This window comes from Rhodococcus sp. ACPA1, assembly GCF_002300195.1.
In the GTDB taxonomy this organism is placed as follows: domain Bacteria; phylum Actinomycetota; class Actinomycetes; order Mycobacteriales; family Mycobacteriaceae; genus Rhodococcus_F; species Rhodococcus_F opacus.
The window spans coordinates 143,360-159,233 of the sequence record NZ_NSDX01000001.1 but is presented as its reverse complement, the minus strand read 5'-3'; the positions used below and the strand labels follow the sequence as shown (position 1 = coordinate 159,233).

Below are 15,874 nucleotides of genomic sequence, written 5' to 3'. Positions count from 1 at the left end.
GACCAGGAGAACACCATGGCACGAGTCACGTACGACGCAGCCACCAAGATGTACCCCGGTTCCGATGTGCCGGCCGTCGATTCGCTGAACCTCGACATCGAGGACGGCGAATTCCTCGTCCTCGTCGGCCCGTCGGGGTGCGGAAAGTCGACGTCGCTGCGGATGCTTGCCGGTCTCGAGGACGTCGACTACGGTGCCATCCGCATCGGCGAACGCGACGTCACCGCCCTCGCACCGAAGGAACGGGACATCGCGATGGTGTTCCAGAACTACGCGCTGTACCCCCACATGACGGTGGCGAAGAACATGGGGTTCGCCCTCGAGATCGCCGGCATGGACAAGAGTGAGATCGGCCGCCGCGTCGAGGAGGCCGCGAAGATCCTCGATCTCGGCGACTACCTGAACCGCAAGCCGAAGGCCCTCTCCGGTGGGCAGCGCCAGCGCGTCGCGATGGGCCGGGCGATCGTCCGCGACCCGCAGGTGTTCCTCATGGACGAACCTCTGAGCAACCTCGACGCGAAACTCCGCGTGCAGACCCGGACCCAGATCTCACTGTTGCAGCGCCGGCTGGCAACCACCACCGTGTACGTCACCCACGACCAGGTGGAGGCCATGACCATGGGCGACCGTGTGGCCGTCATGAAGTCGGGCATCCTGCAGCAGTGCGCGAGCCCGAAGACGCTGTACGAGAAGCCGGTCAACAGCTTCGTCGCCGGGTTCATCGGGTCACCGGCCATGAACCTGTTCGAGGTCGACGTCGAGGGCGGCGACGCCCGGATCGGTTCGCTGTCGACGCCGATCGAGCGGTCGGTGCTGGGCGCCCTGGACACCGGCCGGGTCGTCGTCGGTGTCCGGCCGGAGGCGTGGACCGTGTCCGACCAGGGCACCACGGTGAAGGTCGACGTGGTGGAGGAACTCGGCGCGGACGCCTACATCTACGGACGCATCGTCCGCGACGGCGAGCTCGGCGGACACGACATCGTCGCGCGCGTCAGCGACTCTGCCTCCCCGGCCAAGGGCGAGGTGATCCGGCTGGCACCGGACCCTGCCCGCCTGCACTACTTCTCCCCGACGACGGGTGCGCGACTCGGCGACTGAGCGAACCGAGCCCCCACCGCCGAACCGAAGGAGCAACAGTGAAACTTCTCGTCACCGGCGGCGCCGGTTACGTCGGCAGCGTCTGCGCCCAGCGGCTGCTCGAGTGCGGCCACACGGTCGTGATCGTCGACGACCTGTCGACCGGCAACGCCGACGCGGTGCCGGCAGGAGCCGAGTTCGTCGAGGAGGACGTCGCGAGCGCAGCCGAACGGGTCCTCGGCGGCGCGGAGTTCGACGGCGTGCTGCATTTCGCCGCCCGCTCCCTCGTCGGCGAGTCGGTGCTGACGCCGGAGACGTACTGGAACGCCAACGTCGTCAAGACCCTGACCCTGCTGGAGGCGATGCGCTCGTCCGGTACCGGCCGACTGGTGTTCTCCTCCACCGCGGCGACATACGGCTCTCCGGAGTCCGTGCCGATCACCGAGGACGCACCGACCCGGCCGACCAACCCGTACGGTGCCACCAAACTGGCGATCGACCACGCGATCACGTCGTACGCGGTGGCGCACGGTCTGGCCGCGTGCAGCCTGCGCTACTTCAACGTCGCGGGCGCGTACGCCGGACTCGGCGAGAACCGTCTCGTGGAAACACACCTGATTCCGCTGGTGCTGCAGGTCGCGGCCGGGCAACGGGACGAGATCTCGGTGTTCGGCACCGACTGGCCCACCCCGGACGGCACCGCGGTCCGCGACTACATCCACATCCGAGACCTGGCAGAGGCGCATATCCTCGCGCTCGAATCGGCCCGGCCAGGAACGCACCGCGTCTACAACCTCGGCACCGGCACCGGGTTCAGTGTGCGCGAGGTGATCGCGTCCTGCGCACGCGTGACGGGCCGAACCATCGCCACCCGGGACGCCCCGCGGCGCGCCGGCGACCCGGCGGTGCTCGTCGCGTCCGGCACACGTGTGCAGGCCGAACTGGGCTGGCGGCCGAGACACATGGACCTCGAAGAAATCGTGGCCGATGCGTGGACGTATCTGCAGTCGCTGGGCGCGCGCGAACGCTACCGTGGTGCAGTGCGGTCGTGACGAGGCGCGCGGCGCCCCGTGGACCGCGAGAAGGAGGCTGGTGTGGACGTCGCCGATTCCACGAGGCAGGGCCGGATCGTGGAGGTCCTCGTCGAGGCCTTCGCCGATCTGATGGAGGCGGACCCGAGCGCGTTTCGCACGAAGTTCCGGAAGATGGCCGCCGATCCGTTCGCCTTCTACCGGGGCAGCGCCTGCCTCTTCTACGACGATCTGCGTGACTTCGACGATCCGTGGGCGGACGAGCGCACCGGCCGAGTGTGGATTCACGGCGATCTGCACCTGGAGAATTTCGGCACGTACATGAACTCGGAGGGCACCCTCGTCTTCGACGTCAACGATTTCGACGAGGCGTACGTGGGGCACTTCACCTGGGATCTTCGTCGCTTCGTCGCGAGCCTGGCCCTGATGGGCTGGCAGAAGGCCCTCCCCGAGAAGGACGTCCGCGAACTGGCCGGAACGTATCTGCGCAGCTACGTCGACCACGTCCTGCACTATGCGCGGCAGGAGGCGGACGAGGACTTCGCGCTGGGCCTGGACAATTCTCGCGGCGCCATTCACGACCTCCTCCTGCGTGCGCGCCTCGCCACCCGGGTGAGCCTGCTCGAGTCCGTCACGGTGCTCGAGGACTACGACCGGCACTTCCGGCCCGGCCGCGGCGTCCGCGAACTGGACGATGCGGAACGCACCGCCGTGAGCGAGGCGGTCGAGACGTACGTCGACAGAATTCCCCGCAGCAAGCGGTCCGCACGGCCGGTCTTCTACCGCATCAAGGACGTGGTGGGACGGAAGGGCTTCGGGATCGGCAGCGCCGGCCTGCCCGCGTACAACGTGCTCATCGAAGGGGCGACGCAGGCGCTCGAGAACGACATCGTGCTGTCGCTCAAGCAGGGCAACGTCGCCGCCCCGAGCCGCATCGTCGACGAAACCGCCGTCCGCGGCTACTTCGAGCACGAAGGTCACCGCACCGCGGTGAGTCAGCGTGCCCTGCAGGTCCACACCGATCCGCTGCTCGGCTACACGGAGATCGGCGACACCGGTTTCGTGGTCGCCGAACTGTCGCCGTACGAACTGGACCTCGACTGGTCCGATCTCACCGAACCGGAGGACATCGCGCCGGTGCTCGAGGACCTCGGCCGGGCGACGGCGAAGGTGCACTGCGTCTCCGACGAGGACAGCGACCAGACACTGGTCACGTTCCAGACCGAGGACGCCATCCGCAGCGTCCTCGACGGCAGGCTCGACGAATTCGTCGACGAGATCGTCGAATTCGGCATCCGATACGCCGAGGTGAGCCGCAAGGATCACCAGCTGTTCGTGAACGCGTTCCGGGAGGGCGAGATCACCGGCGTGTCCGCCACCTGACGCCCAACGCCCTACAGACGGACGGTGTTCAGGTCCTCGAGGACACCTTCCGCGCTGCGGGCGGCCACGGTGCAGGCCCGCGCCGTGAACTGGTCGAGCAACGGGTGCCTCGCCCGTTCCCGCCACTTCCGGACCGCGGCGAGGGCCCGCATGCGTTGCAGTTCCACGGAGTCGTCGCCGTCGGTGCCCAGCCGTTCGGCGATCTGGATCCCGAATCCGCCGATCAGGCGTTGCAACTCGGCCACGTCGTCGGCGGGCAGCCCCACCTCGGTGGACCGCAGCCGCCCGAGCAGGCGCAGTTCCTGGAAACCGTGCACGTCGGAGAGCAGCCGTTCGGCCGACATCAGGATCTCGCCCGCACCCGGCACCGGATGCGCCGTGAGCACCCGCTTGAGTGCCACGAGAGCCGAATGGGTCTTCAACTGGTCGGCCCGCTGCCCGAATTGGATGTCGATCACCTGACGCAATTCGTCGAGGCCGCTGCGTTCCACCAGTTCGGCGGCCAGCGTGGGCGAGTCCTTGGTGCCCAACCGGATCAGGGTGACGGCCATCCGGATCCCGAAGAGCCCGAAGCGGTCTGCCAGCTGAGCCCGCATCCGGGCGTCCACGGGAAGCGGACTGTCCTCACGCGCGAACCGGTCGGCCGACAGCATCGCCAGGTTCAGATCGTCCACCGGGACCTCGGCCAGATGCTGGAACGCCGTGAACTCCGCCTGACGCATCGTGCGGGCACCGAGCGCCAGCAGACCCGCGACGGGGACGACGGCCTGGCACAGCCCGGTGCGCTCGAGTTCGCCCGCGAACCGGGACGCCACCTCCTTCGCGGACATCATGGCGTCCAGGCGTCCCGCCCCCACCTCGTCGGCCCGCGACACGACACCGACCACCCCGAGCGGTCCCGATTCGTCGCCCACGTGGTCGCCGATCTGACCGAGGAACTGGACGTCGGTCGCGTTGAGCGTGCGCAGCAGGTAGACCACGGCGTCGGCGCCGGACGCCTCGTTGTCGGGTGTGAGCATCTCGAGGGTGCGGGCCGAGACGTCCCGCGACAGTGAGGACGTGCCCGGGGTGTCGATGATCGTCGTGTGCGCCAGAGCGGACGACGGCCACTCCACGTCGAGGCGGTCCACCTGGTCGGCGGTGAGGTGGCCGAGGTCGAACGTGAGATGTCCGTCGCGGCGCAGCACCGGGACGTTGGCGGAACGCTGAGCGCCGCTACCGTTGCCCGGCTGGTACCACGCCGTCACGGTGGGCGTCGACCCGCTCCGATACCAGGTGACGACGCGGGTGCACTCGGTCGCGTCGGTGGGCGCGATGTCCTGCCCCACCAGGGAATTGAGCAGAGTGGACTTGCCTGCCTTCAGCGAACCGGCCAGGGCCACGCGCAGCGGTTGTTCCAGTCGCCGGGCGCATTCGGTCAGCTGATCCCGAATCTCCGGTCTGCCCGCGTACAGCTGCCGGGCGGACGCGATGAGTGCCCGGGCTTCGTGGAGTGGAGCGGCCGTCATGCCGTGACCGCTCCCGCGTCGCCTGCGACGAGTTGCGCGGCTTGCTGTTTCAGTTCGGATGCGACGTGGAGATCCTTCTCGAGCTGCGCGATCCGGCGGGTCCGTTCGGTGGACTCGAGGTTCGCCGCCTCCTGCGCGCCGCGCAGCGAGTCGTTGATCGACCGCAGCGCCTGCTCGGCGATCGCGCTGAAATGATCGCGCAGCAACCGCTGGATCGACCGGAGCCGATCCTTCGACTCCTTGCCCACCTGGAAGCTCGCGTCGTCGGCGAACCGGCGGATCGCGGCCTTTGCCTCCGCACGCCGCTTCAGGATCCGGCTCTCCTTGTCTTCCCGATACGCCTTGGTGCCGAGGAGGACTCCGGCTCCGATCGAGATCGGATTGACCAGGGCCATCCCCATCATCGTGGTGATCAGACCGAACATGAGGACGCCGCCGTACGATCCACGCATACCGACGAGAACCTTCTGGGTGATGCCGATGCGTCCGGCCTCGAGGTCCGCGAGCGAGGCCACCGGTTCGAGGACACCGTCGACGTTCGCGACGTCCAGGTGCGGCAGTTCGACGGCACCCGTCTCGGCGAAGTGCTGCGCCACCACCTCGGCCAGCCACAGCGCGCGGTCGTGGGCCCAGACGAAGTTGTCGCCGATCGCGGTGGCGAATTCCTGCTCGAGCCACTGACCGAGCGCGTCCCAGTCCTTGCCGGGGTCGCCCTCGTCGACGGTCTCCTCCGCCTCGCGGGTGACGCGGCGCAACCGGTCGCGGAGGTCGTGGTCGATGTCCGCGGCCAGGTCGGCGATGCCGTCGCCGAGCGTCTGCTGCCACAGCGACGTCTTCTTGTGCAGCTCCTCGGCGGCGGCCTTCGCCTTCTGCAGTTCGGCGACCGCGGCGACGCCCTTCGCCGGATCACGCAGGGCGGCAAGCTCACTGCCGATCCCCAGGGTGAGGTGCTCGGCCGCGGAGGACACGTCCAGCGACACGGCCCGGCGCGTGTTCGCCTCCGCGCGCGCCACCACCCGTTCGCGCAGGAACGCGTACAGGTCGACGAAGCCGGATTCGGTGTTGAGTTCCTCGTCCTGCAGTCGCAGCGCGTGCGAACGCAGCACCGAGGAGATCGGGATCAGCGGAACGTCGAGACCGGCGCGCGCGAGGTGCCCGCGGTCGGCCTCGACGATCTCGCGCCAGTGCGGGTACAGGTCCGTCTTGCTGATCAGGCACGCCACCGACGGGCACAGGCTGGTGACCTGACGGATGAAACCGAGCTCCGGTTCGGTGAATTCCTGGCTGGCGTCGGAGAGAACGAACACGGCGTCCGACGCCGGAATCAGCCCGAGTGTGCTCGCGGCGTGCGGGTTGCCGGCACCGCCCACGCCGGGGGTGTCGACCAGGACCAGACCGTCCGCGAGAAGCGGACTCGGGACGTTGACCTCCACCCGCAGCACCTCCCGGCCCTCGGCGCGGGGCGAGGCCGGCGTGATGCCGTTCAGCTCGTCGAGCGGAAGGGGAACCCGGATCGGGTCGGCGCCCGGATCGGCGAGGATCAGTTCCGCCGACGCCGTCTCGGCGTTCTGGACAACGGTGGGGATCGCGGTGGTCTCGTCGTCACCCACCGAGCACACGGTGAGGTTGAGGAGGGAGTTCACGAACTGGCTCTTGCCCTGCTTGAGCGGTCCGACCACCACGATCCGCATCCGCGGGTCCTGCACCCGGGTCCGGGCCGAGTCGAGGCGCTGCGCCAGGTCGCCGCGACCGAACCTCTTCGCCACGTCCAGGGCCTGCGCGAGCAACGCCGTCATCGACTGGGACCCGGCTGGGCTCTTCTCGGCGGCTGCACTGTCCATGAGCTTCGTTGACCCGCAATTCTTCCGACCTCTGCGCGGACACCTGTTCGGTGCACCGACACCCGACTGTCTGAAACAGCCCCGCACGCATAACGCGTCCGGGGCTGATTTCGTTACATCGTACGGCGGTTCCGGCCGCCCCGTCTGGGGGATGCCGGAACCGCCGTCTCATCACGGCTCGAGGTGATCGACCACGTCCGTGACGTCGTGCGTCGTGGCCGCCGAGGAGTCGGTGTCGCCGAACAGCGAGCCGTCGGTGTCCGCGTGCAGGCCCGAGTCGGCGCCGAACGCGTTGTCCGCGTCGATCGACGACCAGGTGTCGGCTCCGGTGTCGACGGCACCGCCCAGGGTGGACCCCAGGCCGCCTGCGATCGAACCGGTGGTGTCGGCCACGACCCCGCCGACCGCACCGAGGTCGGCCGAACCGTCCGTGGTCGCGTCCGCGTCGGCGGAACTGCCGGCCGACGCTCCGCCGTCGATGGCTCCGCCCACTGCGGCTCCACCGTCGACCGCTCCGCCGACCGCACCGTCGAGTGCGCCTCCGACAGAGGTGCCGAGCGATCCGAGGCCACCCACGCCACCGGACAATCCGGCGCCGAGGTCGGCGACCGCGTCGGTGGTGGCATCCAGGCCACCGGTCAGACCGGCAGTGGCGTCGACCGCGCTGTCCAGGCCGCCTTCGATTCCACCGGCCACGTCGCCGCCGATTCCGGCAGCGGCATCCACGGTGCCGCCGAGGCTTCCGCCGACGTTCGCGGCCGTGTCGAGGGCGCCACCGACCGTGCCGCCCAGGTCGGCCGCCGTGTCCAGGGCGCCACCGAGATTCGCGTCCACGCTCGCACCGGCGTCGGCGACCGCGCCGACCGAGGCGCCGGCCTCGCCCACCGCGTCGACGGCACCGCCGACGCTGCCGGTCAGTGCCGAGCCGAGGCCCGCACCGGTTTCGAAGATTCCACCCAGACCACCGGTGAGGCCGCTGGTCAGACCGGCTCCCAGGCCACCGGCCGTGTCCAGTCCGCCGACCAGGTTGGTTCCGAGGCTTCCGCCCAGGTCCGCTCCGGCGTCGGCAACCGCACCGACACCCGCCGCGACACCGGCACCGATGCCGGCCGCCGCGTCCGCGCCGCCCGCCACGCCGCCGCCGACCGCGCCGCCCACGTTGCCCGTGACGTCACTGCCCACGTCGAGCAGTCCGCCGAGCGCGCCGTCGATGCCGCCCGTCAGGCCACCCGCGAGATCGGTGCCCGCGTCGAGCGCGCCTTCCAGGGCGCCGCCCACGCCGGCTGCGGCGCCGAGTCCGAGGTCGGCGTCCAGAGCGGAGTCGAGATCGAGCCCGCCACCGGCCTCCAGAGCCGTCTCCAGTGCGGAACCGAGGGTCGCGCTGAGGTCGCCGTCGGCTCCGAGGACGCCGCCGAGAGCGGTGCCCAGCGTGCTGCCGATGCTTCCCTCCGCGCCGAGAACGCTGTCCAGGTCGAGGGCGCCGCCGGTTTCCAGCGCACCGCCGAGCACTCCGCCGAGGGCCGCGCCGAGGTCTGCGCCCGCACCGCCACCGACACCGAACGCACCGCCGAGCAGGCCGCCCAGGTCGGTCACGCCGCCGAGGTCGACTCCGCCGTCCGCGCCGAGCACCGCGTCGAGCGCCGCACCCAGACCGGCGGTGGCGTCACCGTCGACTCCGAGCACCCCGCCGAGCGCACCGCTGATGGTGGTTCCCAGATCGGCACCGGTGTCGAGGACGCCGCCCAGCCCGAGGCCGCTCTCCAGAGCGCCACCCAGGACCGTGCCCAGGTTCGCGCCTGCCTCGCCGCCCAACCCGAGGGCCCCGCTCAGCGCCGTCGTCAGCTCCGACGTCAGTTCTCCGCCGAGACCGAGGTCGGCGCCCAGCCCGAGGTCCAGTCCGCCGTCCAGCAGACCACCCAGGTCGATGTCCGTCACGCCGCCCGCGCCGAGCACGGCGTCGAGGGTGCTGCCCAGTTCCGCGGCCAGGCCGCCGTCCAGGCCGAGGGCTCCGCCCAGGACCGTGCCGAGTGCGGCGTCCAGTCCCAGTCCGCTGTCGAGTGCGCCGGACAGGGCGCCGCCGAGGCCACCCTCCAGATCGAGGGCGCCGCCGAGCAGACCACCCAGGGCTCCACCGAGATCGCCGCTGACGTCACCGCCCGCGCCGAGGACACCGCCGAGGATGCCGCTCAGCGCGCCACCGAGGTCGCCGTCGGCACCGAGAACGGCGCCGAGGTCGAGTCCCCCACCGGCACCGAGAACGGCGTCCAGCGCGGTACCCAGGCCCGCCGTGAGGTCGCCGCCGACTCCGAGTTCACCGCCGAGCAGCCCGCTCAGCGCACCGCCGAGGCTGCCGCCCGCACCGAGGATCGCGTCGAGGTCCAGTCCGCCGCCCAGGTCCGCGATCGAACCGAGGGTCGCGCCGAGTGCGCCACCGAGGTCTGCGCTGAGGTCACCGCCCGCACCGAGGACGCCGCCGAGAGCGCCACCGAGGATTCCGCCGAGGTCGGTGCCGAGGACTCCGCCGAGCGAGCCGGCAACGTCACCGAGCAGTTCACCGCCGAGCAGGCCTTCGAGGGTCGCGCCCAGTCCGCCACCGGCACCGATCGCCGCGTCGAGGGCACCGCCCAGCGCGCCGCCGAGACCGGCGTCGACACCGAGCACGCCGCCGAGGGTCGTTCCGAGCACAGCACCGAGGTCGAGGCCGCCACCGAGTCCGGCGAGGATGTCACCGTCCAGGCTGCCACCGAGGTCGACGACGCTTCCGAGGGCGGCACCGAGAGCCGCACCCAGCTCGGCGCCCAGGTCGCCGCCGATCGACAGTGCGGGGGCGAGGATCCCGGTGAGACCACCGGCCACGTCGACCACCGGCAGGGCCGTGATCGCCGCGGTGAGGGTGGTGGCGAGCTGCGCGGTCAGGTCGGCGCCCAGTCCGAGGGCACCTCCGAGGGCTCCGCTGATCGCGGCACCGATGTCGAGGGCGCCGCCGAGATCGAGGCCGCCGGTGAGGGAGAGTGCCGCGTCGAGGGCCGCACCCAGCGCGGCGCCGAGCTCCGCACCGATCTCGCCGCCGATCTCCAGGGCCGCACCGAGCGCTGCGCTCAGGCCGGCAGCCAGTTCCGCGGCGAAGTCGAAGTCGCCGCCCAGTCCGGCACCGAGACCGAGGCCTGCGCCGGCACCGATACCGACCGCACCGCCGAGACCGCCGCCGAGACCGAGGCCGCCGCCCAGGCCGCCACCGACACCTGCGCCGACACCGCCCGCGACGTCACCGGCGACGTCGGCACCGGCATTGACGATCGCGGCCAGGTCGGCCCCGCCGCCTGCGAACAGTCCCGACTCCGCGACCAGCGGAGCGACGGAGACGATGTCCGCGTGGCTCACACCCTGCAAGCCGGCGGCGCACAGCGCCTCGGTCGGGTTGGCGCAGTAGGCCGCCGCAGCCTGCTCGTCGCGAAGAAGTCCGAGGATGAAGTCGAGGACGGCGTTGGTAGCCATGGCAGCTCTCCTGTAGTCGAGGTTCGGGGAGTTCGGGTGGCCACCACAACTGCTGTGACGGCGAGTGAAATACACGTTATGGATCGGCGGGCCCCTTCCCAACGGGGCGGCGCCCCCTACTCGGGGACCCCGGTATCGGGGATCTCCCATCGGGGGTCGGGTCCTCCCCGTTAGGGGATAGGGGGCCATTAGGGGATCGGCCCCGTAACTGCCGTCGACCAGCGGCATCGCGTAACGAAACGGCCGCCACCCGCGACAATTCGAGTGACCACGACGGCATCGGCCGTTACATACGACGGCGGCACCGTCCGCCTGACGCAGGCGGCGTGACGCCCGCCCGGACCACAGGAGTGGAACATGGCTGCAGCGCTCGGCATCGGTGTCGGATCGGTCAATACGGTGGCCGCCGTCGACACGGACGGGGCGAGCGTGACGGATGCCGCCGACCTCACCGTCCTGTCCCGCGCCAGTGTTCTCCACCTCTCCCCCGACCGCGCACCCGTCCTCGGCGACGACACGAGCGAACCGGACGCGGTAACGGTGTCCGACTTCGCGAACCGCGTGGGCGACCCGGTCGGGATCCTCACCGACGACGGTTCGACCTACTCCGGTGAAGACCTGGTGGCCACTGCCGTGAGCTGCATCGTGCACCAGGCCGCGTCGGGTCGGCACGGCCTCCCGACCACCGTCGTCGCCCACCCGACCGTCTGGCCGCCGTACACCGTCGGTGTCCTCGCCGACGCGCTCGAACAGGCCGGCGTCGCGGACGCCACCCTGGTGTCGGAGGCGCAAGCCGTGATGACGTGGCTCGAACGGACCCGCGGCACCCTCGGCGACGCGTTGACCGTCATCTACGACCTCGGCGGCACCTCGCTCGACATCACCCTCTTCCGTTCGGACGCACACGGCACGGAGACCGGCGTCCTCGGCAAGCCGGTGCGGTCCGAGGACTTCGGTGGCGCCCACTTCGACCACGCCACCATGCAGTACGTCCTCGGCAACGTCGCCGAGGAGTTCGGCGACATCGACCCGTTCGCCCCCGACACGGTCGCCGCCCTGACCCGGCTGCGGACCCGCTGCACCGCGGCGAAGGAGGCCCTGTCCTCCGACACCGAGGCCACGATCGGCATCGAGCTGCCCGGCATCTCCACCGACGTGCGGCTCGTGCGCTCGGAACTCGAAGACCTGATCCGCGAGTCCCTGCAGGAATCGGTGACGCTGGTGCGCGAGAGCATCCACGCCGCCGGCCTCGAATCCAGCGACGTCACCCAGGTGGTGCTCACCGGCGGCAGCGCCGCCATCCCGCTGGTCGCCGAACTCCTGTCGGCGGAACTGCGGGTACCCGTCGTCGCGGCCGAACGTCCGGGCCATACCGCGGCCATGGGCGCAGCCCTCCTCGCCGCCGACAACGAGGCGGGACGCGCCGCCGCCCCGACCGTCGCGCGGATGCCGGTCGTCGTGCCCACCGCGGCACCGGTGACGGCAGCGCCCGCCGCCGCCGAGACCGTCGAGCCGGACGCCGAGACCGTCGTCCTCGCCACCCGCACCCCCGCACCGACCCTCACCGAGCCCGCCGCCGGCATGTCGCGGAAGAAGAAGGCCGGGATCATCACCGCCTCCGCCGCGGCCATCGCCCTGCTCGCCGCGGGTGGGCTGTCGCTCGGCACCGCCCTCGACATCGCACCGTCGTCGTCCAGCTCGGGTTCCACCACCTCGCAGTCGTCGAGCACGTCGGCGGGCGCGGCATCCACGTCCGGTGTTCCGGCCGAGGCCGCCGCGACGGGCGCCACCACTCCCGGCACCGAGGCGGCGGGCATCGCCGCCGCGACCGGTGTCCCCGGCACCGCCGCCGGCGTCGCCACCCCGGTCGCCGCACCCGGCACCGTCCCACCCGGCACCGTGGCACCGGCCGTCGCCGCACCGGTTGCCGCAGCGCCCGGTACCGCACCGGCTCCCGCGGCCGAAGTACCCGCACCCGCACCGGCCCCTGCTCCCGCACCCGCACCGGCCCCCGCTCCGGCCCCGAGCGTTCCCCAGACCGACGGCGGCGCCGCGATCGCCAACACCATCGTCGGCGGAGCCGGCGCGGTGGGTGACACCGTCAACGGAGTGGGCGACACGGTCGGCGGCGTCGTCGGCGGCGTCACCGGCCTGGTGCCCGGCGTCCTCGGCAACGGCGGATAGGGCGCCGGTGTCCACGCTGCCCTCACCGTTTCCTCCCACGGAACTCGCGGAGCTCGACGGCCCGCAACTGTCCGCTCTCGCACTGGTTCTGCTCGGCAGCGACCTCGACGAAACCGTGGTCGCCCGAGTACTCGACATCGAACCCGACCGTGCCCGCGCCGCTGTCGACGCGCTCCGCGCGGACGGCTGGGTCGACGAACGGGACGCGCTGGTTCTCGCAGACCACACGCATCTCACGACAACGCTCGGTGAAAACCGGCTGACCACGCTCGCTCGCCGCCTGCTCACCCATCACGTCGACGGCGGAACACTCACGCTGCCCGTCGCCCGCGCGGTCGCCGCGACCGGCACACCGAGCGACGAACTGAGCCAATTTCTCTGCGCCCAGGCCGAACTCGCCGAACCGGCCACCGCCGTCGCGCTGTACGCCGAAGCCGGCCGGGCCGGCAGGCTCGGCGACACCGCAGTCGTCGCATACGCCGAGGCCTGCGCCCTGAACGGCGACCTCGATACCGCGGTCGGGCTGGCCGATTCGGTCCTCGAACGGTCCGGCACCGTCGACGATGCGGAACTCGCTGCGGCGGTCAGGATTTCGGCCGCCGGCGCCGCGTTCTGCGGCATGATCGATCGCAGCGCCGAACTGTACGCCTGGCTCGGGGCGGACCGGGCCGGCGCCGACGCCTCCCTCGCCGCCTCCGTCCTGGTGGTCGCGGGGCGACTCGACGACGCCGAAGCCGCCCTCGCCACGAGCGCGGGCGCACCCCCCACCGCCGCCACCGCCGGCGCCGCCCTCGTCGCGACCGGACTCGTCCAGTCGGTGACCGCGTCCGCCAACGCGGCACTGAACTCACTGACGCGTGCGCTGTCGCTGCCCGGTCGCGCGTCCCGGCCACGGGTGCTTCCCGACTCCCCCGCCGCGATCACCGCCCTCGCCGCGCTCCACTGCGGCGAACTCGCCCACGCGGACGCCGTCCTCGCCCGGGCACGGGAAACCGAACGGCCCGGCTGTGTCACCGCGAACCGGCATCAGCTGCTCACCGCTTGGACGTCCATGGTCCGCGGCGACCTCGCCGCGGCGCAGTCCCGGCTCGACGTGCTCGACGCCGCGTCGATGCGGCAGCGCAATCTGCTGTTCGTCCACGGCCTGCGGGTCGGGCTGGCCCGGCGCACCGGCGACAACGCGGCACTGCTGCAGGCCTGGGCGGGCGCGCAGGGCGTGCTCGCCGAGTACTCGGTGGACCTGCTGAGCCTGCTGCCGCTCGGCGAACTGTGGCTGACGTCGATCCGGGTCGGCGAACCCGCCCGGATCACTCACCTCGTCGAGGACGCGCAGTCGTTGCTGCGGACGCTCGGCGAGCCGGCGATGTGGGGATCGGCGCTGCACTGGTACGGCGTGCAGGCCTCGATCCTCGCCGAATGCCCCGCAGACCTGATGCCCCACGCCCGCGCGCTCGGCGAGGCCGCCAAGGTCAGCACGTACGCGTCCGGGCTCGCTACCGCCGGTCGCGCCTGGCTACGCGTGCTGCAGGGCGACATCGACGCCGCATCCGTCGAGGACGCGGCCCGCACCCTCGACCGGATCGGCCTGCCGTGGGACGGCGCGCGCCTCGCGGGTGAAGCAGCACTGCGCGCGTCCGACACGAAGGTTGCGACCACGCTCCTGCAGGTCGCGAGGGCCCTGCGACAGCCGACGTCCGCGGGCAACGGCACCGACTCCGCGGTCGTGTCGAGCCCGAGCACGCCGGGATCGCTCACCGACCGCGAGGCCGAGGTGGCCGAACTGCTCGTCCAGGGGCTGACGTACCGGGAGATCGGGTCACGCCTCTACATCTCCGCCAAGACGATCGAGCACCATGTGGCCCGGATCCGGCGGCGGCTGGGCGCCGGGTCGCGGTCGGAGCTGCTGTCGATGCTGCGTGCGATGGGCCACGGGTATTCCGCCGACTCCTGACCCGTGAGTACTTATCAACCGCGGGTGGTTGATAAGTACTCACGGGCGCCGAAGGCGCAGCAGCCCCGTGTAACCATTCGACTGCGGCAGGCGACACACTGTGCATGGTGCGATGACGCACTCCCTCGAACTGTGCCAGTAAGGATCTTTCATGACCACCGGAGTCGGACTCACCGTCGGCGATTCGGTTTCCACAGCGGTGGTGACCGCTTCCGGAACCGATGTGAGGACGATCGAACACCCGTCCGTCCTGTTCACGGCCCCGGACGGCACGGTTCAACTCGGCGACCCCGGCACGGAATCGACCGGCGCCGTCCGCGACTTCCTCACCCGCGTCGGTGAGCCCGCGGGCATCGAGTACGCGGGTTCGCTGACCCGCGCCGAGGACCTCGTCGCGACGGCGATGTTCTGCCTGTTCCGGGAGGCCGCAGACGGTCTGTCGGGGACGGTGAAGGTCACCGCGACCCATCCGTCGGACTGGGCGCCGGAGATCGTCACGAAGCTGCGCGAATCCCTCGACTACATGGGTCTGGGCGAGGCGACACTCATCCCGGAGTCGGTGGCGCTCGCCGCCTCACCGGAATCCCCGGCCCACGGCGCGGCACTGCTGGCGGCCGGGCTGGCACTGACCGACGAGGACACGAGCGCCGACACCGAGTCGATTCCGATCGTCGAGGCCCCGATGCACACCGCGTACTCCGCCGTGACGGCGGTGCCCGCGGCCGCGGCCGCTGCCGCCGACGCGTATCCGCCCGCCGAGACCGAGGCGTCCGCTCCCACGAGTACACCGACGCCACCCGCCAAGCGCACGAACCGTCGGCCGCTGATCATCGCCGGTGTCGCCGCGGCCGCACTGGTGGTGGCAGGTGGGGCGCTCGCGTTCGCGCTCACCGGCGACGGCAGCACCGCGGTCCCGACGATCCAGGACGCCCAGACCGCGTCGGTGACGACGTCCAGCGCACGACCCACGCAGGCTCCACCCGCGGTCTTCCCGACGGCGAGCACGCAGGAGGTGGCCGTGACGACCGAGGTTGAAGCCCCGGTCCCGGTCGCTCCCCCGCCTGCACCGGTGGAGACGACATCCGTGTTCGTGCCGCCGCCTCCGCCCTCGACGACGCCGGTCATCACCCTCCCCTCGATCACCACGGTCCCGAAGACCACTACGACCACGACCGCCGCGACGACCACGACGACGCCGGAGACCACCACCACCACCACAACGACAACAACAACCACCACGACGACGACGACGATGAAGGAACCCGCGGCCGCGATCACCACCACGACCACGCCCGCGAAGCCCGCTCTGAAAAGTCCAGGTCAGTGAGGCTTCGGTCACACCTCCCCGACGGGCCGACCCGTCCGTAGCTTAAGGTGGGGCGCTGATACCCACCCCAGAAGGAA

The 15,874-nt window shown here is 71.2% G+C and carries 9 protein-coding genes; 6 read left to right on the top strand and 3 right to left on the bottom strand.

Translation table 11 applies throughout. The features are described 5' to 3' along the window. Positions 1–15 precede the first annotated feature (15 nt). From CJ177_RS00570 to CJ177_RS00560, 3 genes are read left to right on the top strand one after another with little or no spacing between them, the layout of a single operon-like run. Positions 16–1,098, top strand: coding sequence for an ABC transporter ATP-binding protein (locus CJ177_RS00570; protein ID WP_005238320.1), 1,083 nt, complete (start codon positions 16–18; stop codon positions 1,096–1,098). Between the two features lie 38 nt (positions 1,099–1,136). Beyond that, positions 1,137–2,129 carry a UDP-glucose 4-epimerase GalE gene (gene galE / locus CJ177_RS00565; protein WP_061700169.1) on the top strand — a complete coding sequence of 331 codons (993 nt, stop codon included), beginning with the start codon at positions 1,137–1,139 and terminating at the stop codon, positions 2,127–2,129. A 42-nt stretch (positions 2,130–2,171) separates the two neighbouring features. Beyond that, a complete protein-coding gene (locus CJ177_RS00560; protein ID WP_061700174.1) occupies positions 2,172–3,491 on the top strand; it encodes a DUF2252 domain-containing protein in 1,320 nt (439 codons plus the stop codon). An 11-nt stretch (positions 3,492–3,502) separates the two neighbouring features. Here the strand turns inward: CJ177_RS00560 and CJ177_RS00555 are convergent, their stop codons facing one another. The 3 genes from CJ177_RS00555 to CJ177_RS00545 all read right to left on the bottom strand — a co-directional run bounded on the left by CJ177_RS00555 (position 3,503) and on the right by CJ177_RS00545 (position 10,335). Further along, on the bottom strand, positions 3,503–4,999 hold the full coding sequence (locus CJ177_RS00555) for a dynamin family protein (protein ID WP_061700168.1): 1,497 nt from the start codon (positions 4,997–4,999) through the stop codon (positions 3,503–3,505). Next, positions 4,996–6,840, bottom strand: coding sequence for a dynamin family protein (locus tag CJ177_RS00550; protein ID WP_061045334.1), 1,845 nt, complete (start codon positions 6,838–6,840; stop codon positions 4,996–4,998). The genes CJ177_RS00555 and CJ177_RS00550 overlap by 4 nt, the downstream gene beginning before the upstream one ends. 171 nt (positions 6,841–7,011) lie before the next feature. Continuing rightward, positions 7,012–10,335: an IniB N-terminal domain-containing protein gene (locus CJ177_RS00545; protein ID WP_095867074.1), complete on the bottom strand. Its 3,324-nt coding sequence runs from the start codon at positions 10,333–10,335 to the stop codon at positions 7,012–7,014. A 357-nt stretch (positions 10,336–10,692) separates the two neighbouring features. Here CJ177_RS00545 and CJ177_RS00540 point away from each other — a divergent pair, with 357 nt between their 5' ends. The 3 genes from CJ177_RS00540 (at position 10,693) to CJ177_RS00530 (ending at position 15,797) form a co-directional block, all read left to right on the top strand. Further along, on the top strand, positions 10,693–12,519 hold the full coding sequence (locus tag CJ177_RS00540) for an Hsp70 family protein (protein ID WP_095867073.1): 1,827 nt from the start codon (positions 10,693–10,695) through the stop codon (positions 12,517–12,519). Between the two features lie 7 nt (positions 12,520–12,526). Beyond that, positions 12,527–14,470, top strand: coding sequence for a LuxR C-terminal-related transcriptional regulator (locus CJ177_RS00535; RefSeq protein WP_095867072.1), 1,944 nt, complete (start codon positions 12,527–12,529; stop codon positions 14,468–14,470). Positions 14,471–14,621: 151 nt separating this feature from the next. Then, complete coding sequence (locus tag CJ177_RS00530) at positions 14,622–15,797, top strand: hypothetical protein (RefSeq protein WP_095867071.1); 1,176 nt, start codon at positions 14,622–14,624, stop codon at positions 15,795–15,797. The last annotated feature ends 77 nt before the right edge of the window (positions 15,798–15,874 follow it).

Excerpts from the sequence above, each read along its gene's own strand:
- CJ177_RS00555 (WP_061700168.1), bottom strand. The coding sequence starts at position 4,999 with ATGACGGCCGCTCCACTCCACGAAGCCCGGGCACTCATCGCGTCCGCC.
- CJ177_RS00530 (WP_095867071.1), top strand. The coding sequence starts at position 14,622 with ATGACCACCGGAGTCGGACTCACCGTCGGCGATTCGGTTTCCACAGCG.
- CJ177_RS00540 (WP_095867073.1), top strand. The coding sequence starts at position 10,693 with ATGGCTGCAGCGCTCGGCATCGGTGTCGGATCGGTCAATACGGTGGCC.
- CJ177_RS00550 (WP_061045334.1), bottom strand. The coding sequence starts at position 6,840 with ATGGACAGTGCAGCCGCCGAGAAGAGCCCAGCCGGGTCCCAGTCGATG.
- CJ177_RS00570 (WP_005238320.1), top strand. The coding sequence starts at position 16 with ATGGCACGAGTCACGTACGACGCAGCCACCAAGATGTACCCCGGTTCC.
- CJ177_RS00545 (WP_095867074.1), bottom strand. The coding sequence starts at position 10,335 with ATGGCTACCAACGCCGTCCTCGACTTCATCCTCGGACTTCTTCGCGAC.